The 21,425-nt window shown below is 54.2% G+C and carries 17 protein-coding genes and 1 pseudogene; 12 read left to right on the top strand and 6 right to left on the bottom strand.

Features of this window, described 5'->3' with window-relative positions; translation table 11 throughout:
• Positions 1 to 267: 267 nt before the first annotated feature.
• Positions 268 to 1,275 (top strand): ornithine carbamoyltransferase, encoded by a 1,008-nt coding sequence (argF, locus tag KRAC_RS33960; RefSeq protein ID WP_007915209.1) that lies wholly within the window; start codon positions 268 to 270, stop codon positions 1,273 to 1,275.
• Positions 1,276 to 1,348: 73 nt separating this feature from the next.
• On the opposite strand, the gene dnaE is transcribed toward argF, so the two are convergent.
• Positions 1,349 to 4,870, bottom strand: coding sequence for a DNA polymerase III subunit alpha (gene dnaE / locus KRAC_RS33965; RefSeq protein WP_007915210.1), 3,522 nt, complete (start codon positions 4,868 to 4,870; stop codon positions 1,349 to 1,351).
• A 482-nt stretch (positions 4,871 to 5,352) separates the two neighbouring features.
• Between dnaE and KRAC_RS33970 the strand changes: the two genes are divergently transcribed.
• Positions 5,353 to 5,751, top strand: a complete 399-nt coding sequence (locus tag KRAC_RS33970; protein ID WP_007915212.1) for a PPOX class F420-dependent oxidoreductase — start codon at positions 5,353 to 5,355, stop codon at positions 5,749 to 5,751.
• Positions 5,752 to 5,831: 80 nt separating this feature from the next.
• On the opposite strand, the gene KRAC_RS33975 is transcribed toward KRAC_RS33970, so the two are convergent.
• On the bottom strand, positions 5,832 to 7,307 hold the full coding sequence (locus KRAC_RS33975; protein WP_007915218.1) for a GAF domain-containing sensor histidine kinase: 1,476 nt from the start codon (positions 7,305 to 7,307) through the stop codon (positions 5,832 to 5,834).
• Between the two features lie 477 nt (positions 7,308 to 7,784).
• On the opposite strand from KRAC_RS33975, the gene KRAC_RS33980 reads away from it, so the two are divergent.
• The gene (locus KRAC_RS33980; protein WP_007915220.1) at positions 7,785 to 8,420 is read left to right on the top strand and encodes a hypothetical protein; all 636 of its coding nucleotides are present in this window, start codon (positions 7,785 to 7,787) and stop codon (positions 8,418 to 8,420) included.
• 5 nt (positions 8,421 to 8,425) lie between these two features.
• Positions 8,426 to 9,214: a PhnD/SsuA/transferrin family substrate-binding protein gene (locus KRAC_RS33985; RefSeq protein WP_007915224.1), complete on the top strand. Its 789-nt coding sequence runs from the start codon at positions 8,426 to 8,428 to the stop codon at positions 9,212 to 9,214.
• A gap of 80 nt (positions 9,215 to 9,294) precedes the next feature.
• On the opposite strand, the gene KRAC_RS63025 is transcribed toward KRAC_RS33985, so the two are convergent.
• Positions 9,295 to 10,263 carry a CHAP domain-containing protein gene (locus KRAC_RS63025; protein WP_007915225.1) on the bottom strand — a complete coding sequence of 323 codons (969 nt, stop codon included), beginning with the start codon at positions 10,261 to 10,263 and terminating at the stop codon, positions 9,295 to 9,297.
• 324 nt (positions 10,264 to 10,587) lie between these two features.
• Here KRAC_RS63025 and KRAC_RS33995 point away from each other — a divergent pair, with 324 nt between their 5' ends.
• From KRAC_RS33995 to KRAC_RS34010, 4 genes are all read left to right on the top strand, one after another.
• The gene (locus KRAC_RS33995) at positions 10,588 to 11,259 is read left to right on the top strand and encodes a response regulator transcription factor (protein ID WP_007915226.1); all 672 of its coding nucleotides are present in this window, start codon (positions 10,588 to 10,590) and stop codon (positions 11,257 to 11,259) included.
• Entirely contained in the window at positions 11,210 to 12,808 is a 1,599-nt protein-coding gene (locus KRAC_RS63030) for a HAMP domain-containing sensor histidine kinase (protein ID WP_007915227.1), read from the top strand. Before KRAC_RS33995 ends, KRAC_RS63030 begins: the two co-directional genes overlap by 50 nt.
• Positions 12,809 to 12,979: 171 nt before the next feature.
• Positions 12,980 to 13,327: a hypothetical protein gene (locus KRAC_RS34005; RefSeq protein WP_007915229.1), complete on the top strand. Its 348-nt coding sequence runs from the start codon at positions 12,980 to 12,982 to the stop codon at positions 13,325 to 13,327.
• Positions 13,328 to 13,485: 158 nt separating this feature from the next.
• Positions 13,486 to 13,707, top strand: coding sequence for a hypothetical protein (locus KRAC_RS34010; RefSeq protein WP_007915230.1), 222 nt, complete (start codon positions 13,486 to 13,488; stop codon positions 13,705 to 13,707).
• A 48-nt stretch (positions 13,708 to 13,755) separates the two neighbouring features.
• On the opposite strand, the gene fgd is transcribed toward KRAC_RS34010, so the two are convergent.
• Both fgd and KRAC_RS34020 read right to left on the bottom strand, forming a co-directional pair.
• On the bottom strand, positions 13,756 to 14,769 hold the full coding sequence (fgd, locus tag KRAC_RS34015) for a glucose-6-phosphate dehydrogenase (coenzyme-F420) (protein WP_007915232.1): 1,014 nt from the start codon (positions 14,767 to 14,769) through the stop codon (positions 13,756 to 13,758).
• A 257-nt stretch (positions 14,770 to 15,026) separates the two neighbouring features.
• Positions 15,027 to 16,820 (bottom strand): N-acetylmuramoyl-L-alanine amidase, encoded by a 1,794-nt coding sequence (locus KRAC_RS34020; RefSeq protein WP_007915234.1) that lies wholly within the window; start codon positions 16,818 to 16,820, stop codon positions 15,027 to 15,029.
• A 487-nt stretch (positions 16,821 to 17,307) separates the two neighbouring features.
• On the opposite strand from KRAC_RS34020, the gene KRAC_RS34025 reads away from it, so the two are divergent.
• From KRAC_RS34025 to KRAC_RS34040, 4 genes are all read left to right on the top strand, one after another.
• On the top strand, positions 17,308 to 18,669 hold the full coding sequence (locus KRAC_RS34025) for a C39 family peptidase (RefSeq protein ID WP_007915238.1): 1,362 nt from the start codon (positions 17,308 to 17,310) through the stop codon (positions 18,667 to 18,669).
• A gap of 218 nt (positions 18,670 to 18,887) precedes the next feature.
• Positions 18,888 to 19,103: a dodecin family protein gene (locus KRAC_RS34030; RefSeq protein ID WP_007915240.1), complete on the top strand. Its 216-nt coding sequence runs from the start codon at positions 18,888 to 18,890 to the stop codon at positions 19,101 to 19,103.
• A 313-nt stretch (positions 19,104 to 19,416) separates the two neighbouring features.
• A complete protein-coding gene (locus KRAC_RS34035; RefSeq protein ID WP_040445532.1) occupies positions 19,417 to 19,713 on the top strand; it encodes a hypothetical protein in 297 nt (98 codons plus the stop codon).
• A 48-nt stretch (positions 19,714 to 19,761) separates the two neighbouring features.
• Entirely contained in the window at positions 19,762 to 20,061 is a 300-nt protein-coding gene (locus KRAC_RS34040; RefSeq protein WP_052568784.1) for a hypothetical protein, read from the top strand.
• A gap of 32 nt (positions 20,062 to 20,093) precedes the next feature.
• On the opposite strand, the pseudogene KRAC_RS34045 reads toward KRAC_RS34040, so the two are convergent.
• Positions 20,094 to 21,330, bottom strand: a pseudogene (locus tag KRAC_RS34045) (RNA-guided endonuclease InsQ/TnpB family protein).
• Positions 21,331 to 21,425 lie beyond the last annotated feature (95 nt).

Below are 21,425 nucleotides of genomic sequence, written 5' to 3' on the forward strand. Positions count from 1 at the left end.
TGAGAAAATCATGAGATATAATTGTGTTTAATCAGTGCTCTGGTTAAGAGCCGTCCTCCACGCGCAGGGCGGCCATGTGGTGCATCAGGCAAAAAGGGCTAAGCAGGAAATGAGAGCCTTCATCTTTTCTCTCCTGACTGTGCGAATGTTCCATATCACCTGTACCTCTTACAATGGCGTAGACACAAGCACTGGCGACCATTGGATCGACCCGGTAACGCTGGCCTGATATCCACTGGCCACATCACAGCAGGAGGAAGAGACCGTATGCCTTTTAACTTGTATAACAAGAGCCTACTCACGCTGAAGGATTTCTCGGCAGAAGAAATTCACTATTTGCTCGACCTGTCAGCCGAGCTGAAGGCCGCCAGGGCGGAGGGACGCGAGACACAACGTTTGCGCGGCAAGAATATTGTGCTGATATTCGAGAGGGATTCCACACGTACGCGCAGCTCATTCGAGGTCGCTGCCTTTGAGCAGGGCGCGCAGGTCACCTATATCGGCCCCAGCGGCTCACACATCGGCTATAAAGAGACAATCCAGGATGCCGCGCGTGTGCTGGGACGCATGTATAGCGGCATCGAGTATCGTGGCGCTAGCCAGCAAAATATTGAGGCCCTGGCCCGCTACGCTGGCGTTCCGGTCTGGAATGGCATGACCGATGAGGAGCATCCCCTCCAGGTCCTGGCCGATCTGCTTACGATGCGCGAGCATACATCAAAGCCACTCAGCGAGGTCGCCTTTGCCTTCCTGGGACACGTTGGTTTCAACATGGGACGCTCGCTCCTGCTGGGCGCGGCCAAACTGGGCATGGATATCCGCCTGGGCGGCCCCAAGGCCTACTGGCCGGATGAGAGAAATCTGGATTATATACGGACTCTGGCCCTGGAGACAGGTGCGCGCATCACGGTAACCGAAGACCTGGAGAGCGCGGTCAAGGGCTGCGACTTTATCCACACTGATGTCTGGCTCTCCATGGGCGAGGACACCAGCCAGTGGGGCGAGCGCATCCAGCAACTTCTCCCCTACCAGGTCAATAGCCGCGCTATGGCCTTGACCGGCAATCCCAACGCCAAATTTATGCACTGCCTCCCCGCCATCGCCAACAAACAGACCGTGCTGGGGCAGAAACTCTACAAAGAGTATGGCCTGGATGGGGCCGAGGTCGTCGACGAGGTCTTCGAGTCTGAAGCATCCATTGTCTTCGACCAGGCCGAGAACCGCCTGCACACCACCAAGGCCGTCCTCGTAGCAACCCTCAGCAAGTGCTTGTAGATAGGCATAAGAGAAAACAACAGTGCACCCGGTCGCGGAACGCGACCGGGTGCACTGTTGTTTTCTCTTATATTTAATCCATGACGGTGACCTGGATGGAGTCGCTGCCGAGCATACGGGCGACCTGGCTGTGCAGGACGTCGTTGTAGTTCATGGTGTTGTTGTGCGGCGTCAGGCGCACCATCCATTCGCCGTTACAGACGCAGATCTCGTAGTAGTCGCGACCCGGCTTCTCGCTCAGACAGCGATGGAGGTCCTGCACCTTCATGATGTCATTGGAGACGGAGATGTCGTCATCGCCACTGATATTGACGGTGAACCAAACCTGGTAGCGCTTACGGTTCATCTCCTCCTCGGCCTTCTTGAGCGGCTCCACGCTATCGCAGAGGATGCCAGGCTCGTCGCGGCGCACCTGGACGGTCCCCTTGACGAGTACGACGCTTCCCTCCTGCCACAGCTCTTTGGTCTGCTCATAGGTGCGGGGAAAGATGGTGATGCCCAGGGTGCCATACATGTCCTCAAGCTGCACGACGCACATATCATCACCCTTCTTGGTCGTGATGCGCCGCGCCTCCTTGATCATGCCACCCACGGTGACCTTCTTGGTGTCCAGTTCCTCGGTCACCTGGCCGATGGTGTGCGTCGCTCCACGCTCCACAAAGATATCGCTCAGGTAGGCCAGGGGATGCTTGGCAATATAGACGCCGATCAGCTCGCGCTCCCACTCCAGCAGTTGCTTGCGCGGAATCTCCTGGGCATTGGTCGAGAGACTAAACTCCAGCGAGCCGCCGACCTCCTCCAGGTCGCCAAAAAGGCTTACCAGGCCACGCTCCTTGGCTGAACGCTCGCTCTTGCCATACTGGACCGCGCGCTCAACCGAGGCCAGCAGGATATGGCGCTGGTTCTCACTGGGCATGAGCGAGTCCATCGCGCCCACCTTGATCAGCGTCTCGATAGCGCCCTTACCAACCGCGTGAGCATCGACGCGGGTACAGAAGTCGCCCAGCGATTTGAAGGGACCGCCCTCGGCGCGCGCCCGGATGATACCGTCGATTGGGCCATCGCCGATGCCCTTGATGGCGAGCAGGCCAAAGCGAATGCCGCCGTTCTCGATGGCGAAACCCTTCTGGCTCTTATTCACGTCGGGACCAAGCACTTCGACGCCCATACGCTTACACTCGGCGATGGCGTTGGCGATCTTCTTGGCATCCGCGGCCTCAGCGGTCATGGTCGCGGCCATGAACTCGGCGGTATAGTTGGCCTTGAGGTAGGCGGTATAGAAGGACACGACGGCGTAGCTCGCGGCGTGGGCCTTATTAAAGCCGTAACCGCCGAAGGGGAGGATCTGCTCAAAGAGCGTCTCCGCGACCTCTTGCTTCACGCCGTTCTTGACGCAGCCCTTCAAGAAGTCGCCCTTATAGCCCTCAACCTCGTGCATAATCTTCTTACTGAGCGCCTTACGGAACTTGTTAACCTTGCCCCAGGAGAAGCCCGCCAGGTTCACAGCGATGAGGAGCACCTGGTCCTGGTATACGATGACGCCGTACGACTCCTCCAGCCACTGCGAGAGGCGCGGATCGAGATAGGTCACCTTCTTGCGCCCGTGTTTGGCGTCAACGAAGTCGGGAATACTATCCATCGGACCCGGACGGTAGAGCGCGACCATGGCGGTGATATCCTCGATGCAGGTTGGTTTGAGCATCTTGATATACTCGCGCATCTTCGCGCTTTCCAACTGGAAGACGCCGGTGGTCTCGCCTGCCGCCAGGAGTTCATAAGCCTTCTGGCGCTTGCGGTCAAGCTCGGGATCGCCAGTGGGGTCCAGCGGCAACTTCTCCAGATTGATGTCCTCGCCTCGTGACTCTTTAATAAACTTCACGGCATTATCGAGGATGGTCAGGTTGGAGAGGCCCAGGATATCATATTTGATCAGGCCGATCTCTTCCAGGTGGGAGTGCTCGTACTGCGTCGAGATACGACCCTCACGCTTCTGGAGCGGCACAAAATTGACCAGTGGCTCATTGGCGACCAGCACGCCCGCGGCATGCACGCCCGTCGAACGCACCGAGCCCTCCAGTTTGAGCGCCATATCCAGCAGATCCTTGGCCTCGCCATCATGCTGGTAGAGGTCGTTCAGGTCGCGCACATCGTTGAGGGAGCCTTGCAGCGTAATCTTGGGGCCTGTAGGAATCAGGCGTGAGATCTTATCGCCGAGGTCCTGGCGTCCCATCGAGCGCGCTACGTCCTTTACCGACTGTTTGGCTGCCATACTGTTGAATGTCACCATCTGCGCCACGCACTCATGCCCATACTTCTCACCCAGGTAGCGGATGACCTCTTCACGCCGGTCATCGGGGAAGTCCATATCGATATCGGGCATGTCGTCGCGCTCAGGATTGAGGAAGCGCTCGAAGAGCAACTGATAACGCAGAGGATCAACGTTGGTAATACCCAGCGTAAAGGCGACCAGGCTACCAGCCGCCGAACCTCTGGCCAGGCAGCGAATGCCCTGCTCACGCGCCCAGCGCACATAGTCCGCCACGACCAGGAAGTAGGGGACAAAGCCTTTTTGCACGATGATGCTCAACTCATAGTCAAGTTGGCGCTTCAACGGCTCGGTCAGCTCGCCAAAGCGATAGCGAATGCCTTCAAGGCACTGAGCATAGAGGAACTCGTCAGGCGTGCCGTACTGGGGTGGAATATCGACTTTGGGTAGTTGCGCCTTGTAGGCCAGGGGATCGACCTCGCACTGCTCCGCCAGGCGCACCGTGTTGAGCAGGCCATCATGTAGCTCTGGGAAGAGATCGAGCATCTGCTGCGGGCTACGCAGGAAGTATTCATTGCTATCGAAGGCGAAGCGGTTGGGATCGCTGAGGGTGCTACCCGTCTGCACACAGAGCAGGACCTCGTGCGCGTGCGCGTCCGTATCCTGAACATAGTGCAGGTCATTGGTGACGATCATGGGTACGTCCAGCTCTTTGTGCAAGCCATAGAGCATCTTATTCAGCTTGTCTTGGGGAGAGGGCGTGCCGTTCTTCTCGTGGCCATGATGTTCCTGAATCTCTAGATAGTAGTTTCCTCGTCCCAGCACATCCTGGTACCAGCGAATAATGTTCTTGGCCTCGTTTTCCTTCCCCTCCAGCAACAGTTGGGGAACCTCGCCGCCCAGGCACGAGGAGGTAGCAATGATGCCCTCGGCATATTGAGAGAAGATGTTCTTATCGATCCTGGCGTGGTTGGCGTACATGCCCTCGGTATTGGCGATGGTCATCATCTTCATCAGGTTGCGGTAGCCAGTGTTATTCTTCGCCAGCAGGAGCAGATGAGTATAGTCACGCTGACCACGCTTCTTGGCCTTGACGTTCATATCCTCGGTCAGATACGCCTCGACGCCCAGCACAGGACGGATATCGTTAGCCTTGCACGCCTTGTAGAACTCCAGGGCGCCATACATCGCGCCATGATCGGTGATCGCCAGGTGCTTCATGCCCAACTCTTTGGCCTGTTTCACCAGCGTCTTGATGCGGCTAAAACCATCGAGCAGGGAGTACTCAGTATGAACATGCAGATGCGCGAAATCAGTAAAATTTTGCATAAAATATCTTCCCGCTAGTATATCAACAATTATAATCAGTGGCAGAGCTTCTCATTATCCGCAATTGCTCGTTGTGATGGTGGTATGTGCCTGGTCGTGGTGAATACCACGACCAGGCACATACCACCATCACAACAACAATGATACCTCTTTCAACACGAAGTTATGCTAGGCTTGGGGAAAAAGAGGGACCTTTTGGCCTTCTTAGTATACCAGATCAAACGCCCTGATCTTCAACTTTGAGCGACGCAAGAAGATGGGTAAATGACAAGGTTGTCAGGGCTAGCGCAACATCGGCTCTGACAACCTTGTCATTTACATGGGAATATACTGGCTCGCGGTGTAGTTCTCTCTTATGGATGAGTCTGTAGGGGCCATGCTTGCATGGCCTTATTCGTGCAAGGTGAGCACATCCCTTCGCGAAGAGAGTCCAAGCCAGCTTGGACCCTACAATTTACCGGTTAATACAAGGAGAAAAATACATGGTCGTTGTTATTCCAGATAACTATACAGATATTTTGAACACCACCGCCCTGGCGCATGTCGCCACTATTGGCCCCAAAGGGGAGCCTCAGAGCAATCCCGTCTGGTTTGGTTGGGATGGTCAATATTTACGCTTTAGCAATACCAGGGGACGCCAGAAGTATCGCAATGTTGTGAATGAGCCTCGCGTGGCGATCTCCATTGTCGATCCCAGCAATCCTTATCGCTATTTAGAGATTCGCGGCAAGGTCGTGCGCCTCGATGACGACACGGACCTCTCATTCATTAACTCCATGGCCAAGAAATATATGAATGAGGACGTCTACCCCTGGCATAACCCCAGTGACGAGCGCGTCATCATCGTAATCGAACCCGAGCACATCACAAAGATGGGCTAGAAAAAATAGTGAGAGGTGGTATGGCTGGCATCGCCAGCCATACCACCTCTCACTATTTTTGACCCAGCTGGTGAGAGCACCTATTTGGAGAGCAGGAGAGAGAACCAGAAGGTTGAACCGATGCCGGGGGTGCTCTCCAGGCCTACCTCGCCTCCATGAAGCTCGGTCAGGCGCTTGCTAATATAGAGGGACAGACCCATACTCAGATCGAGTCGATGCTGCACGCCAAGACCTTGGGAGCGATAGAAACGCTCCCATATATGCTCCAGGTCTATAGGCGAGATGCCAGGCCCTCGATCCTGGATCTGGACCTGGACTTTACTCCCTTTCTTGCTCACGGTTACATCAACCGCGCTCTCTCGCGAGGAATAAGCCAGGGCATTCTCAAGAAAACAATGCAGCACCTCTTTGATCCGGTCCTTATCTACGCAGACCGGGTAATCGGCCTCCTGATCAGCAAAAAAGACGCGGATAAGACGTTGAGGATAGGCGGGTTGCATCGTTTCTACCACATCATGCACAATATTAGCCAGGTTATTGAGATGTTTATTAAGAGTGAGGCTATTGCTCTGTAACAGCGAGTCATCGACCATATAATTGATTATGTGCTTCTGTTGATGCGCACTCTCCAAGGCACTATGGAGAGCACTTTCAACGCGGTCTAACTGCCTCTGGACTTCAGGGTGATCTGGCTGAATTTTTCGTAAGCGCTGCAAGCGATGCAGCGCCAGTTGAATGCTTCCAATCTCGGCGGTAAGCGGCGTATTAAGTTCATGGCTTGTCAGATTGATGAAGTCATTCATACGCTGGTTGGTTTCTGCCAGCACCTGCTCACTGGCAGCAGTTTCCATCCATTTTCGCATCGCCAATAGGCGTTCGAGGACCAGCACAATTAGGGTCGCGATAGCCTTCACCAGTTCAATATCTCGCTCAGAAAAAGGCTTTTCCTTATCTGCCCGGCCAACGACCAGACGACCAACCACGTGCTGCCTGGCACAGAGAGGAGCGATGAGTATGACTTGCTCGCCAAAGTCGTCAGCAAACGCGGGAGGTAGGTGAATCTGGGAGCGCAGTAGGATGATAACTTCCTGGTTCTGGAGGCGCTCAATAACATCCTGGTCAAAGTAATCACTCAGCCTGTATGCGCCAGAGGCTGCGCAGCGCTTGTGAAGTTGTTCCTCTGAGAGGCCACACGCACTAAGTAAAAAGGTATAGCCTTCGGGAAAAGTATGGGTATATAACAATACCTGGTCACATCTCATCTGTTGCTTGACAAGTTCTACCAGGTGCTGACCAATGTCCATCATTTGTGTAAGCGAGTACCACGCTTCCTGTGGCAGAGCGAGCGATTGCAAAATGGGCAGGGCAGGAAGCCGCATGACAAACTCAAGGAGTGAGTTATTAATCGCTAAATGTGCCAGATCTTCTAGCTTTAACTCATTTCCCCGTTTTATATCAGAATCCGCGTTTTCGTTTTTATTGCACTTATGCACTGAATTAACTTGCGCTGTTGCGAATTCATCGGCCTCTGGCTCGCGTGATTCCTGCTCCTTCATAATATGCTCTTTATAGGTTTACTAGCCTGCGATAGCCTCTATCCAGGCACTCAATTTAGCAAAAGTACCCTTTTACATTATTATCTCGCTATCTACCAAGCTAAACTGCACCTATTTATGAGTATGTTGATAAATTAACTCAATAATATCTTGACAAAAGGAAGGTCAGCCTTTTACAATACGAGTAGCTTCACTTTATCTGAGAGAGCCGCCCTATTATTTTTGCGAGGATGGAATTTGTATGTGGATAAGACAAAACGCAATTACTAGCCCGCGTTCCTCAACCCCTCTGCCACTCTTCTGCTGCTCTTCTATGCGCCGCCTCTGTTGTTGTCCTCGCTAATACTAGTATGTATCTCCCTTTGGTCTTGCCTTAAAGAAACGTATAGACGAGAAAACACCTGACGTACATTTGTACTATCATGCTGATGGCATGATGACCAGAGGCATATGTCTTTTTTAAGAGGAGGTAAAGCAATGAACACTACCCTCAACTATGCACAGCCAGCATTCTCCAGATCAGGAAACATCATCAAGAAGGACCGGTCCGACCTCTTTGTTCTCAATTTTATGCACACGCGTTTACGCTGCCTGCTAGAGCAACCCATACCCGAGGAAGATGAGAGACAACCCTGGCTGCACACACTTGTAGAGCCAAATAACCGCGCGCATCGGATCGCCATCTATCGACCAGACGCCTTGAAAAGCGCCCCTCAGCTCTCCTTCGTTGGCTTCGTGAGCCAGCGGCGTTCACAACTTTCGCCCGGCCTGGTTGACGAGATCAGCCGCATAGATCAGGAGCTATTGCTAAACGTGGCTAATGTACCGAGCCTGGTGAGCTACTCCTCGTTCGCGCTGCGTCCTCGCCTCTGGTATAACCTGGTGCTCTTTCAAGGTTCGGGCCTGGGCACCCATCTTAAGGGAATGGCCCGGCATACCTATGCGGCATATGAGCTGGCGCCTGCTTACTATGACTGGATTCGCCTGCATCAGGGCGCGCTCACGCCTGCTTCACAAGATGCCTTACAACTACACACCAGCCGCTATTATCTCTTCGAAGGCATGCAAAAACCGGTGGTGGAACTGGCTACACTGAGCGGGAAGGAGCAGTGAGGGATATGACTGACCATCAGGAACTACGCGTCGCCACCTATCTTTCGCCGCTGCTCTATGAGACCTACGCCTATATTACACGCTATCTCGGCGAGCACCTGGGCCAGGTCGCCACGCTGCGTACCGGCGAGACCCCGGAAGAGGTGATAGCAGGCGAGCACGATATCGCCTTTCTCTGTGGTCTCCTCTATGTACATCTTAGGGACGAGCCGACCTCGGAGGTCGAGTTACTGGCCGCGCCTACGCTCCACGGCGATCGTTACCAGGGTAGGGCCATTTATTTCTCCGATATCGTGGTTCGCCAGGAGAGTCCCTACACCACGTTCACCGATCTCTATGGATCGGACTGGGCCTATAACGAGTTTTCGTCCCACTCGGGCTACAACCTGGTGCGCTATAACATCTACCAGCGCGGACTGGACCCCAGTTTCTTTCGCAGCGCCCTCGCGACTGGCTCGCACTTGCAATCGCTCCAGGCGGTGCACGATGGACGCGCCGACGTTACGGCCATCGATTCGCATGTGCTCGACGTTCTGCGCCTGCAACGGCCAGAGTATGTGGCGCAGTTCCGCATCATTGACGCGTTCGGTCCCTCGGGCGTACCCCCACTAATTATCTCAACCCGCCTGAAGCCACAACTCAGGCAAGAGATACGCGCGGCATTGCTCTCAATGCACCTGGACCCCGAGGCGGCCCAACACCTGCAAGCCGGTCGCATAGAGCGCTTTATCCCGGTCGCCGACAGCGCATATGACGACATTCGCCATATGTTCGCCCTGGTGGCAAGCAAGTAAAATATCCTCCATGCATAAAAGGGCGAGGGGCGACATTGTCGCCCCTCGCCCTTTTATGCATGGGATAATATTTCAAACCCTTACGGAAGGGTGATGAAGGAGACGCCTGAGCCGGGATAGAAGGTCCAGTAGGAGAGCCTGGCGAAGCCACCGCCATTGTTATACCAGTTGTAGTTGCTGGTATAGACGGAGCCGTCGGCATTGATGCTCTCGACATACGCCACGTGTCCAACACCGCCCGCTCCCTGCACTCCCGGCTGGAGGACGATGATTGCGCCCACGCTTGGTTTAGAGGAGACATGATACCCATACTGGAGCGCTCCAGAGGCCCATTCCCAGGCATTGCCATACCAGGGCACCCAGACACCAGTCACAGCATGAAAACGCATTGCAGCCCAGTAGGTACATTGCCCATAAGCTCCATGATTAGAGGAACCACCGGCCACCGAGCCACCCGAACCGTTATCTGAGTAGCTAACATCATTATTACCGTAAATCGAGACCGCTGTTGCCGTCGCCGCCTGGGAGAGAATCGAACTCTGATTGGGATCTTGCGAATCAGAGAGGTTATTGGAATTGTTGAGGCCCAGGTTGGTGGGATTCGTGGCGGCATTACCACCAGTGGGACCTCCCAGTGTATTTACCGCGAGCAGGCTTCCAACCATAATAAAGAGCATCAGAACCGCAACCGAAATCTGAATAACGACGCGTCTGCCCTGTGGGGGGCGAATACTTGTTTCGCGTTTCCCTTCGCCCTTGATAAGCAGAGGCTCGCGTAGAGCGGTCGTCTTGCTCCTGCCCAGCGTCCTGGCTTGTGTGTCATCAAGGAGTGATGAGGTGGAGTTGGGCGCGAGTAGAGCCCTGGTCGTGTTTGGCGATACGAGCGGCCCCGTTTGCGCATACCCTGGAGCAGGCGTCATAGGGGTAGGAGCGCCGCCCTGGGCATTGTAGGGCGCTTGCTGATCACCAGTAAACACACTAGTTCCCCCGTAAGGGCCCGGACCATAAATAGATTCTCGATCCGTCGATTCTCGATCCATCGCAGACATGCAAATACATCCTTCAAAGGCTCTTGAAAAGCAAATATGTGTATAGCCGTTAATGCTAGATTTTTCTCTTTAGAGATAACTCTACAGAAGAAGACATTCTCAGGTCAAGTTTTGCATCCACAAATAGGAGTATATGGCTGTTATTTCAGCGCATATGCGAATTGATCACTCATTTATACCTGAAGTAGGGGAAAAAGGAACTTTATGTTTGGGATTGTGGTGTGACAGGGCCTTCAGCCCTGTCACACCACAATCCCAAACATAATCCCCCCTTTCCGCTTTTTGCGAGGAGCGGTGTATAGAGAAAGAGGGAGGATATGCAAGATGCGAATACTGATCGCCGAGGATGATCTCTTCGTCGGAGAAAGCATGAAGACGGGGCTGGAGCGCCAACGCTACGTTATCGACCTGGTGGATAACGGCAAACAGGCCCTGGCTCTGGGAGGCTTAGAACCCTATGACCTGGTCATTCTGGATGTCTTACTCCCCGACATGGACGGTTTTGACATCTGCCGGACCTTGCGCGAGCAGGGGCAGACCATGCCCATCCTCTTTCTCACCGCGCTCGACGGCGTCGACTATCGAGTGAATGGCCTGGACATAGGCGGGGATGACTATCTGACCAAGCCCTTTGCCTTTCGCGAGTTGGAGGCGCGCGTGCGGGCGCTGCTACGGCGTGAGGGACCCAGCAAGACGTCACAGCTCAAATTTCTGGACATCACCCTCGATACTATCAACCATCAAGTTTGGCGGGGAGAACGCAAGATCAACCTGACACGCAAGGAGTACCTCCTGCTAGAGTTCTTGATGCACAATCCCAGGCAGGTCATTAGCCGGACCATGATCGCGGAACATATCTGGGAGAGCGACGCGGAAAACCTCTCCAACGTTATCGATGTTTATGTACGCTACGTGCGGCGCAAACTATGTGAACAAGGAGAATCCGATGTTATTCACACCATCAGAGGCTTCGGTTACCAGCTTAAAGAGCCATAGCAAGCGCAGGCATGCATGGCCACTAGGCATACGCGCCCAGGTAGCCCTCTGGACGAGCATGGTCTTTGTGCTTCTCCTGCTGCTCTTTGGCACACTCTTCTACATGCAATTACGTGCAACCCTGAATCACAACATAGACACCTCCCTGCTCGTGCGCGCACAACACATTACCAGTGGGCTAAACTATAAGAAAAAGATGGAACAGCAGGCCAATGGGCAGAGCCCGATCTATGAGCAATGGCAGGAACACAAGAACAAGGCTATCGAGATGATGCGCCTTCAGCCCAACCTCGCCGTGGATATGGAGGGACCCGTGCGCATCATTGGTCCGGACAACACCGAGGTCTACAGCTCGCCGACCTTCCAGGTGCTAAAATTGCCGGATGCCATTGAGCAAAACACCAGTAAAGGCAAGGCCTGGATTGGCACGGTAAGCGCACGCGATGGACAGGAGGTACGCCTCTATAGCCTGCCGCTAATTGACCATGGCAGCGTCTATGGCCTGGTACAGGTGGGTACCTCGCTGGCCGCGCTGGACGCCACCCTCAATAATGTCATATACGAACTCGTACTGCTTGGTCCTCTAGTACTGCTCCTGGGGGGATTCGGCAGCTACCTGCTGGCCTGCAAGGCCTTTCAGCCCATTGGACGCCTGACCAGTGCCGCGCGTACCATAGCCGTGGGCGACCTCACGCAACGCGTGCCCGTCCCACGCGCCCAGGACGAGGTACAGCGCCTGGCTCTGACCTTCAATGAGATGCTGGCCTCGCTTGATGCCATGTTCGCGCGCCAGCGCCGCTTCACGGCAGATGCCGCGCATGAGTTGCGCACCCCCGTCGCCGCCATCCGCAGCCTGGCGGAGGTCGCCCTCTCTGAGCGCAGTGAACCCGAAATGTACATGCATGTCCTGCAAAACATCACCAGCGAATCCGAACGCCTGGGCGAACTGATTCGCGACCTGCTGGTCCTGGCGCGGGCCGACGAAGGCCAGGCAAGCTTTGAGCACGAGCCTGTACGCCTGGACCTCCTGGCTCAGGGCGCGGTCGCGACTATGGAGCACCTGGCACAGGAGCGGGCCGTGCATCTCAGTGTCCAGGCAAGAGAGCAGGTACAGGTCATGGGCGACGAGGCACGCCTGATCCAGGTCGTTCTCAACCTGGTCGAGAATGCCCTTGTCTACACCAACCCGGGCGGAAACGTCACAGTCGAGACAGGCATAGAGCAGGAGCGAGCCATACTCCGCGTGCGCGACACGGGGATCGGCATCGCGCACGAACACCTCCCCCATGTCTTCGAACGCTTCTACCGCACCGACAAAGCCCGCTCCCGTGCCGCCGGTGGGACCGGCCTGGGCCTCTCCATCGTCGAATGGATCATCCACACGCACGGAGGCACCATCGACGTCCAGAGCCAGCCTGAGCAAGGCTCGCTCTTCAGCATCAGCCTCCCCCTCGCCAGGCTGCCTGGGGCAAGCGAGGGAGAAGGCGACACTGCTAAATACCTTGAAGAACACGTGGGTGCCTCAAAAGCATGTATTAAACTAGCTTAAACTCTCTTATGAGAGGTTGAGGCTCGGGATGAATAGAGGCTGAAGTGATGTTGTTTCACTTCAGCCTCTTCCTCTTCGATCTCCAGCGTATTTTTCCCTTCTTCGTCCTCTCACTATACTAAGAAGGATGAGAGTTGACGCATACAATTTTCATTGAGGAAGCGTACGAGAGTGGTGTTGCATATCAACCCATTGAATGGTATTTTTATTGGTGCGTTCATTGGCTTTCTCCTCTCCCTGCCTATCGGACTTTCCCTCGCGTTCTGGCTGAGCCAGATCAAACTACGTGCTCTGACGGTTCTGGGAGCGTTCCTTGGCGCGTTGATCGGATTTTGTATTATTTATGCCTCAATTGGGACACTGTTGTTTGACCCACCACCGATTGCCTCGAATCCTGGGGCTGCCTTCTTTGGCACAATCCTTTTCTGCCCCAATGTCGCACTGGCCTTTGCGATTGTGGCTGATGTCCTGATCGCAAATAGAAGCACTCGCGCTTCTCGTCGTGCGACCCACAAATAGGTCCGCTGCTTGAGGTCTGTGTGTTTGCCCCTACCAGGACGTTAGCCAAAGTAATAGAGAGGCTTCATCATATTCTCATAAAAACTCGCTATATTGCATATGTAACCGAAATGGATGAGGAACAAAAATAAACAAACATTATAGGGAGGAACAACGCCATGACTCACTACACAAACAACTATGGCTGCTATGAGTATGGCCGCACGCCTGCATATGCATATGATGTAGAATACATTAACCACACATATCTGGAGATGGAGATCCTCAAACGTCTGTGCCGCCAGGACGCGGACACGATTCTGCTCGACCTCTCCAGCGAGTACGACGACTATGCCGACTATGGCTCCGGCGGACCCGCCCAGGCCTACCTTCATATTTAGTCATAAAAAAAGCAGCGGTTGGCAAGCCAACCGCTGCTTTTTCATCTTTTATCCCCAGCGCTGGCGCAGGCGGGGAAGAATCTCTTTGGCGTAGAGCTGTAGGAAGCGCGACTGATCGTCGCCGGGGGCGTGGAATATCAGGTGCGTAAAGCCCAGTTCGATGTAGGGACGAATCTGCTCTATGTGCTCATCGGGATCGCTGGAGACGAGCCAGCGGCGATGGGCCTGGTCCTCAACACTTTTAGCCTTCTCCTCCATCTCACGGGCATCGTGGATGCTGACCTTATCCTCGGCGGGAAGCGCCAGGGCAGCCCAGATACGCGTATCCTTCAGGGCGCGATCCTTGTCGGTATCGAAGGAGACCTTGACCTCGATGGTGCGCTCGACGCTCTGCGGATCTTTGCCCGCGGCCCGCGCGCCCTCCTCCATCGCTGGCAACAACTTGTCGCGATAGAGCTCATCGCCCTTGCCGGAGGTGCAGATAAAGCCGTCGCCCTCGCGGCCCGCGAACTTGGCAGCCACCGGGCCCCCCGCGCCGATATAGATGGGAACGGGCTGCTTGGGCTTATCATAGATAGTCGCGTTCAGCGTATGGTAATATTCTCCGTTAAAGGTTACCATATCTTCCTGCCAGAGCTGCTTGATCAGGCGTACCGACTCACGCAGGCGTGCCAGGCGCTCCTTGGCCTCGGGCCACTGCATACCTGTAACCGCGACCTCGTTTAGCGACTCACCGGAACCAACACCCAGAATGAAGCGTCCAGGATACATCAAACCCAGTGTGCCAAAGGCCTGGGCGACAACCGCGGGCTGATAGCGGAAGGTAGGCGTCAGGACACTGGTGCCCAGGACGATCTTTTTAGTACGCTCAGCCGCAGAGCCAAGCCAGGAGAGCGCGAAGGGCGCGTGCCCATTGGTATGGCGCCAGGGTTGGAAGTGATCACTGATCCAGACGCTATCAAATCCCAGGTCCTCCGCCTCAACCGTGAAATCGAGCAGTTCGCGTGGACCAAACTGCTCCGCGGATGCTTTATAGCCAAACTTCAAACGAGAAGTACTCATCGATATATTTCTCCTTCTAGCAAGCAAGTGCCTACTGGCAGTAGACAATATTTATTTTGCCTCTGTCAACCGTTTTGCTGCGTATAGATGAGCCTCAAAAATCTGTTTCCATTATACACACGCACTGGCATATGGATAAGAACACGGGCAAGGTGAGCATTTATGCCCGTGCCTGCGACACGTGACAAACATAGTGAAGCACGCGCTTACATATGTCCTATATGTAAACGCGTGCTTCAGCAGAGAGGCACCTCGCGTTAACTGACGATAGTGACAGCACTTGCAGGCACAAAGGCCTGGCGATGGTTATAGTTAATTTCATACCAGAGCTTGCTGGTACCATCCTCAACGATGCTATACGCGGAGACAAAGGTCGCACCAGTTGGCGCATCCCCGATATAGTAGGAGTTGCTGGTGGTCGGTCGGCCAGAGACCTGGGCCGCTTTGCTACCTTTGCCCGTCAGCTTGATGACATGCGCGTTGGCGCCAGAAAGGGTGTTCTCGACCGCAGACCCGGCTGGAATGGCTAACCATGCCTGCTTTGCGTGGGCCATATGGGTTGGCGTGAAGTTGGGATCTTGCTCACCATACCAGATCTGGTAGAGCGTATCGCCCGTGCCTGCAGGATCCTTTACCTTGCTGGTATAGGCATAGCTGATCCTGGCCTCGACATTGCTGCCAACGCCTGTGGAAGAGCCATTATCGGGGTTGGGGATAACGCTCGACGCGGTACTGGCATGCGTGTACAGCGTGAAGAAGGTGTGATTTGCTCTTGTCTCCGTTCCGTTCTGACCATACGGCGCCTTGCCGGTCGCGGGATTGACAGTGACGACGTTCGCCTTGCTACTGGTGGGCGCTGCGGCAACCCCCTGTTGCTGAATCAAGCTAAAGTAATAGGGCCAGAGCCAGTAGGGACCCGGGTCTTCGTGATTGGGAACCGAGCCCAGGGTCGGCGAAGGTATGGTCCCATGCGAAAGGATATGATCGTGCTCCAGGGATATATGATACTTATTCAATAAGTACGCCACCAGTTTGGCTGAGGCCAGGTACTCGGTCGCGTTATACCACTGATAGCCCGTGGCATCAAAGCCCGCATGCTCTATACCGATTGTATGCTGGTTATACCAGTAATTTCCGGCATGATAGGCGATATCCTTCTCGTGCAGCAATTGATAGACGGTACCATCGCCTCCGACCACATAGTGAATGCTGACGCCGCTATTGGGGTCCTGGAAGACATTCAATCCATCCTGGGCGCTCCCCTCAATGTCGTGGATCACGATATCAGAGATGCTATAAGCTCCAGGGCGTTTGGCGGATTCATAGGTACAGGGGCTACCGCTGGAGACCACGTTGCAATCAAACGTCGTGGGATTAACAATACAATCGACGGCGCCGGGATATTCCACGTTACCGTCTCTACTACAGCCAGTGGGCAGCGTGGCGGTCGCCAGGGACTTTGCCTCCAGGTGAGGCGCCATCACGTTCTGGGGCGCAAGCGTTACCAGTTCTTGATTCTCGGCCCGGGCCTGAAAGCCCTGGCGTAAGAGACGATAGACCTCATCAACATACATCTGCGCAGTCGACCCGGTCGTCGCGTTACTATAAAGAGCCGTGGCATCGGCCCAGTCAGCTAGCGTTTTAGGAAGCGTATGGGTCGGTGATAGCTTTAAGGCATTCTGCCGGAGGATAGCAGCGCCTCCACGAATGTTTGTAACAAGGTCATTCTGTAATTGAGAAGTACTGACATGCAGATCTTGTGCAGCCTGATCCAATGTGTTCTGCCTCTTGTTTTTGACCAGATGCATGCAGCCGTACCCCTGGTCGATACTGGGCGTACCATCATGCATGCTTAAACGCCCCTCCATGTAACAGAGGGCCTGTAAGAGCGGCACAGGCACGCCCGTTTCATGAGAAGCCTGCTGAAAAGCCTGGTTCACAGACGGACTACTGGCTGCATATGAATGAGAGAAACTAAGACTGCTAAGGGTGAGAAGCAAACTGAGGCCCATGAGCGTCTTTAGCGCCGCCCATAAAATACGGTTGTTCACGGCAGACTCCTTTCATCTATCTCCACTCTTTTCATCTTTTCACGTCACGATATACGCGCCGCTGAAAGAAAGCAGAGGCTGCCCCGTGTAGAGAAATAGGGATTACTACGTCTGTACGAAAGGATAACATGTTGTCATACTTGTACGTTGCTGGCGAAATTCAGTGTCATCCCCCTGCAAACACTGAAATGGTTCACCTTGTGTATTTAAATACCACAGTTTATTATCTTTTTCAATGTTTCTATTCTGCGTATTCCATGGTCTTACGCAGTTTTATGTTTTTGTGTATGGCTCGATACTATAAAAGTACTCATCCCCATATCCCCTATATATAGACACGCGTTTCAGTAGCGTTGAACTTTCCTTGACTTACGACCTCTTTATTTTTACACTGTATTTATATGTGCAAATCTAAGGATACGGGGTATGACTTTTGGGTTAACTTCTTGTAGCGCTGGTTGTTTTTAGTTTGTGGAAAGGAATCTTTATGTTCCAATCTCGAACGTCCTCTTATTTGCGACAACTGGGTATCGCGACGTTGCTCGCGCTCTTTTGTCTAACGCTCGCCCTGGGGCAAAGCACCCATGCAGCCACAGCCAAATCAGGTAAAGGGCAGAGCCAGTACGATGAGTTCTGGCAGCAGAGCAGTTCCAGTGACTTCTCGACCTGGGCCCTCAATGGCGTCGCTGTCTCTTCCAGTGGGACAGTCACCCTCTCGCCGCACGCAGGCCTGAGCTGCACCACAGACGCGACAGATGGGGGCAGCACCAGCTTTGATGCCACATCTCAGCTCTGCCAGGGCCAGGACCCTTACGCAGCTGGAGCCTACAACGGCAATAACTACTACAATGGCGGCTCTTTCTACTACGGCACCATCACCTCACCCATACACACGACCGCGCAGACCTTTACTGATCTCGTCGCCTCCTGGGACGCCACAACGCCCACAGGAACCTGGATTGAGACCCATGTGCGCGTCCTCAAGAACGGCACCTGGACGCACTGGTACAAGCTCCCCATCTGGGCCAGCGACTTCAGCACCATTAAGCGCCACAGCATCAACGGGCAGTCTGACACTACCGGCAACGTGGCAACGGACACCTTCCAAACCGGTTCACTGCCCGCCAGCGCGTACCAACTCTCCCTCACACTCTTTACGACCTCACCTTCGACGACCTTGAGCTTGCGCCGTGTCGCCGCTATCGTCTCCTATAACTCCACGACTGCGCCCACTGTCAACCCCGACCAGAGCGTGTGGGGAACCAACCTGAATGTACCTCAGCGCTCGCAGATGCTGCCCGAATACCAGGGCCTGGGATATGGTGGCGGTGGTGAGGTCTGGTGTAGCCCGACCTCAACCAGCATGATCCTGGCCTACTGGTCCACGGTCCTCAATCAGCCGGACCTCAATCAGACCGTGCCGGACACCGCTCGCGATACCTATGACTACACCTACCAGGGCACGGGCAACTGGCCCTTTAATACCGCCTATGCCGGATCGCATGGCCTGCATGCCTATGTCACACGTATGTACTCCATGAGCCAGATCGAGCAATGGATCAAGGCTGGTGTGCCTATCGCGATCAGTATCGCCTACAAAAAAGGCGAGCTGCCCGGCACGCCCATCCCCAGCTCCAGTGGTCACCTGCTGGTAGTCCGTGGCTTTTCCTCGACCGGCGACGTCATCACCAATGATCCCGCCGCCTCCACCGATGCCGGAGTGCAGATCACCTACAGCCGCTCCGCCCTCCAGGCTGTCTGGCTCAAGTACTCCTATGGCACCGTGTATGTCATGTATCCTGAGAGCTGGACGACTCCCACCACCGACCGCCTGACAAATTGGTCATAAAGAGATAGCTGGGGGAAGTGACCACCCCTCTCTTTAAGGTCTACAGTAATACTGAAGAATGCTCAAAGCAGATTGGCGATATTGCCAATCGACTTTGAACATTCTTCAGTATTGCACCACAAGCCTGTTTTGCTCGCTCAAAAAATCGCTGTTTCCTTCCTGTTTTTTGTAACGTGATTGGGTAAGAGTGATTGGCCTCTCAATGAAAGGAGACAGTAATGGCAGAAAGTGTATATAAGGTGATTCAACTGGTAGGTACCAGCAACGAATCATGGGAGAAAGCTGCCGCAGCCACTATTGAACAAGCCTCACAAACCTTAAGAGATTTACGCGTCGCGCGCATTGTTGAGCAAGACATCCATATCGAACCCGGGAAATCTCTAACCTACCGGGTCAAGATGGAACTCTCCTTCAAGTACGAGGAGGGCACATAATCAGCGGTCAGATAAGCTGCTCAGGCCGATCACTGAATAGCTTTAGCTGATGATGAAAATGAGTGGTCCACTGGCCAGATCAGTGGACCATCAGAGAAGGCTACGACTATGAGACATTCGGCGCAGCCGCGAAGGCGCTTAGATAGTATTGGCGTGGGAATTGGTGCTCTGACGCTCCTATCACTGCACTTGAGTGCTCCTCAAAATACACACGGAGGGTCGTCTCCAGGCGATGCTTATAGTATGCTTTTACCACCAGGATGAGTGCAGTTATTCCAACGCAAACGTCGTTATGAAAAGCAAGGAAGACATCATGACCAGCATGAATGCAACTCTAAGGCGGCCCAGTGCTTACTTACCGATAGCAATGTCATTAGTGGCCCTGGCCCTGGTGCTAGGTTACGTTGCGATATTCTGCGTTACCCATGAGGCCGATGAGGGAGCAGCCGCCCATATCTGGCAACTACTCATGGTTCTACAGGTACCAATCATAGCATTCTTCGCCATCAAATATTTCCCGCAACAGCCCAGGCAAGCGTTGCTGGTTCTAGCTCTCCAAATTGTCGCCGCGCTTGCGGCCTGTGCCCCTGTTTTCTTCCTCAAACTATAGCTTCACCTCAACGCTTATCTTATGAATATCTATAGAAAGCAAAACTATATGAAATACACACAAGAATTCTTTGGCCTTCAACTGGTTTTCGCGCAGAAGATGGCGGAGCTTGGAGGATATCCCTTCGCCGAAAGTATACGGCGCAATACAGCCATGTACCGTATCCTGGGCCTGGATTGGGACCTCGATCCCGCTCACCCACGCTGGCAGACGTGTATTCAGGGATTGCCTACCCAGGAAGATGCCACACCCTGGACATATCGCTTTTACCTGGAGAACGTTGAGGACATCCCTGAATATACCCTGCCGCGCTGGGGCTGCTTCTCCTACGACTATACAGTATCTTAAAATGATGACCACTATGCCTAGAAGTCATCCGTTCAGACGGCCAGCCGTCTAGGGAGAACTGCGGCTCCCGCTACTCCTCGCCCCACTTGCAAAGGGTCGGAGCTACTTTTGCGTAAGATGTTGTAGGATCCGTTGATATCTGCATGAATGAGGCGTCCATCCCTGGCGCGATACCAACTGCGAGCAAGACGCTTGCCTGAGAACACCGGCTTCTCAGCAGCGTTGGCCTCATAGGTTGGAAGAGGGTCGCCGTCCAGAAAGCTTGCCTTGCTGGTGTAGCTTTCTTCCTGAAGGATGACCCTGATCCCAACCAGGTGCGCTTTGTAGGTCAACTGCTCAATGAAACGAGCATGGGGAAGCTGCACAAACTGCTGGTTGTTCCTGCGCCCCATGCTCACCTCTTGTTTCCACAAGGGGTTCTTGCCAATCACCAGCGTTCCAATGCCTTCGCCCACCAGCAGATCAATGATCCGACGGCTGGCCGTGTGCAGATACGCATCCACACGGCGATTGCGCTTCGTCGTCACACGATCCAACTGGCGTGAAGTGTATCGGTTCTCATGCGCGAGGCGCTGCTGCTGCTTAGCGCGCTCTTTGTTGTAGGACTGATTCAGGCTTTTGAGGGGTTTGCCACTCACCAGGCGAGGCACAAAGCCGGGCTTGTCGCTGGTGATGGCTGCGAGCACATTGACGCCCACATCCACGGCTGCCCGAAGCTGTGGGTTGACCGCAGCCGGTTGGATCTCCTGCTCATAGACCACCTCCACCATGTAGCCATCAGCGCGTGGAACGATGCGAACCTGCCGGATGGCTTCCCAGGTGATCTGAGTTGCGATCTCGATGGGAAGTCCTGATGGGACCAGCTTGCCTGTGCGCTTGAATACCCTCTTGCCCAGGGCTTTTTTCTCGTAGATGAGCATGAAGCGGCCCTTGGTCTTGTCTTGATAGCCAGGGATCTTGGGGCGTCCCGTGAAGGCAGAGGGGTCTTCGCGATAGGCCTCCATCACGCGCAAAAAAGCTGACCCAGTTGTGGTGGAGCTGAATGAGGATGGCATTACTGACTTTGCGAGGGAGGGCACAATAGGCCTCGTGGTGTTTCAATCGATGGAAGATGGCAGCGTAGGGCAGGTAGGTTCTCTCGTGAATGAAGGCTTGTCGGATCTGGTAATTGGCCTGATTATAGAGGTTTTTGGAGGCAAAAGCTGCCCGATCAATGATGGCAAAGCGTGCATCCTGATAACGAATGAGATGTCGTTCGACCAACTGCACCTGGTGCCTCCTCCTTTTCCAACAACACGTCCTTCGTGTCGGTGAGCCTCTCTTGGCGTTTCATGCAAGAACATTCTTTCTAACGAAACTCTACC

This window comes from Ktedonobacter racemifer DSM 44963 (genome assembly GCF_000178855.1).
Lineage (GTDB): Bacteria > Chloroflexota > Ktedonobacteria > Ktedonobacterales > Ktedonobacteraceae > Ktedonobacter > Ktedonobacter racemifer.

Excerpts from the sequence above, each read along its gene's own strand:
- argF (WP_007915209.1), top strand. The coding sequence starts at position 268 with ATGCCTTTTAACTTGTATAACAAGAGCCTACTCACGCTGAAGGATTTC.
- dnaE (WP_007915210.1), bottom strand. The coding sequence starts at position 4,870 with ATGCAAAATTTTACTGATTTCGCGCATCTGCATGTTCATACTGAGTAC.
- KRAC_RS33970 (WP_007915212.1), top strand. The coding sequence starts at position 5,353 with ATGGTCGTTGTTATTCCAGATAACTATACAGATATTTTGAACACCACC.
- KRAC_RS33975 (WP_007915218.1), bottom strand. The coding sequence starts at position 7,307 with ATGAAGGAGCAGGAATCACGCGAGCCAGAGGCCGATGAATTCGCAACA.
- KRAC_RS33980 (WP_007915220.1), top strand. The coding sequence starts at position 7,785 with ATGAACACTACCCTCAACTATGCACAGCCAGCATTCTCCAGATCAGGA.
- KRAC_RS33985 (WP_007915224.1), top strand. The coding sequence starts at position 8,426 with ATGACTGACCATCAGGAACTACGCGTCGCCACCTATCTTTCGCCGCTG.
- KRAC_RS63025 (WP_007915225.1), bottom strand. The coding sequence starts at position 10,263 with ATGTCTGCGATGGATCGAGAATCGACGGATCGAGAATCTATTTATGGT.
- KRAC_RS33995 (WP_007915226.1), top strand. The coding sequence starts at position 10,588 with ATGCGAATACTGATCGCCGAGGATGATCTCTTCGTCGGAGAAAGCATG.
- KRAC_RS63030 (WP_007915227.1), top strand. The coding sequence starts at position 11,210 with ATGTTATTCACACCATCAGAGGCTTCGGTTACCAGCTTAAAGAGCCAT.
- KRAC_RS34010 (WP_007915230.1), top strand. The coding sequence starts at position 13,486 with ATGACTCACTACACAAACAACTATGGCTGCTATGAGTATGGCCGCACG.
- fgd (WP_007915232.1), bottom strand. The coding sequence starts at position 14,769 with ATGAGTACTTCTCGTTTGAAGTTTGGCTATAAAGCATCCGCGGAGCAG.
- KRAC_RS34025 (WP_007915238.1), top strand. The coding sequence starts at position 17,308 with ATGTTCCAATCTCGAACGTCCTCTTATTTGCGACAACTGGGTATCGCG.
- KRAC_RS34030 (WP_007915240.1), top strand. The coding sequence starts at position 18,888 with ATGGCAGAAAGTGTATATAAGGTGATTCAACTGGTAGGTACCAGCAAC.
- KRAC_RS34035 (WP_040445532.1), top strand. The coding sequence starts at position 19,417 with ATGACCAGCATGAATGCAACTCTAAGGCGGCCCAGTGCTTACTTACCG.
- KRAC_RS34040 (WP_052568784.1), top strand. The coding sequence starts at position 19,762 with ATGAAATACACACAAGAATTCTTTGGCCTTCAACTGGTTTTCGCGCAG.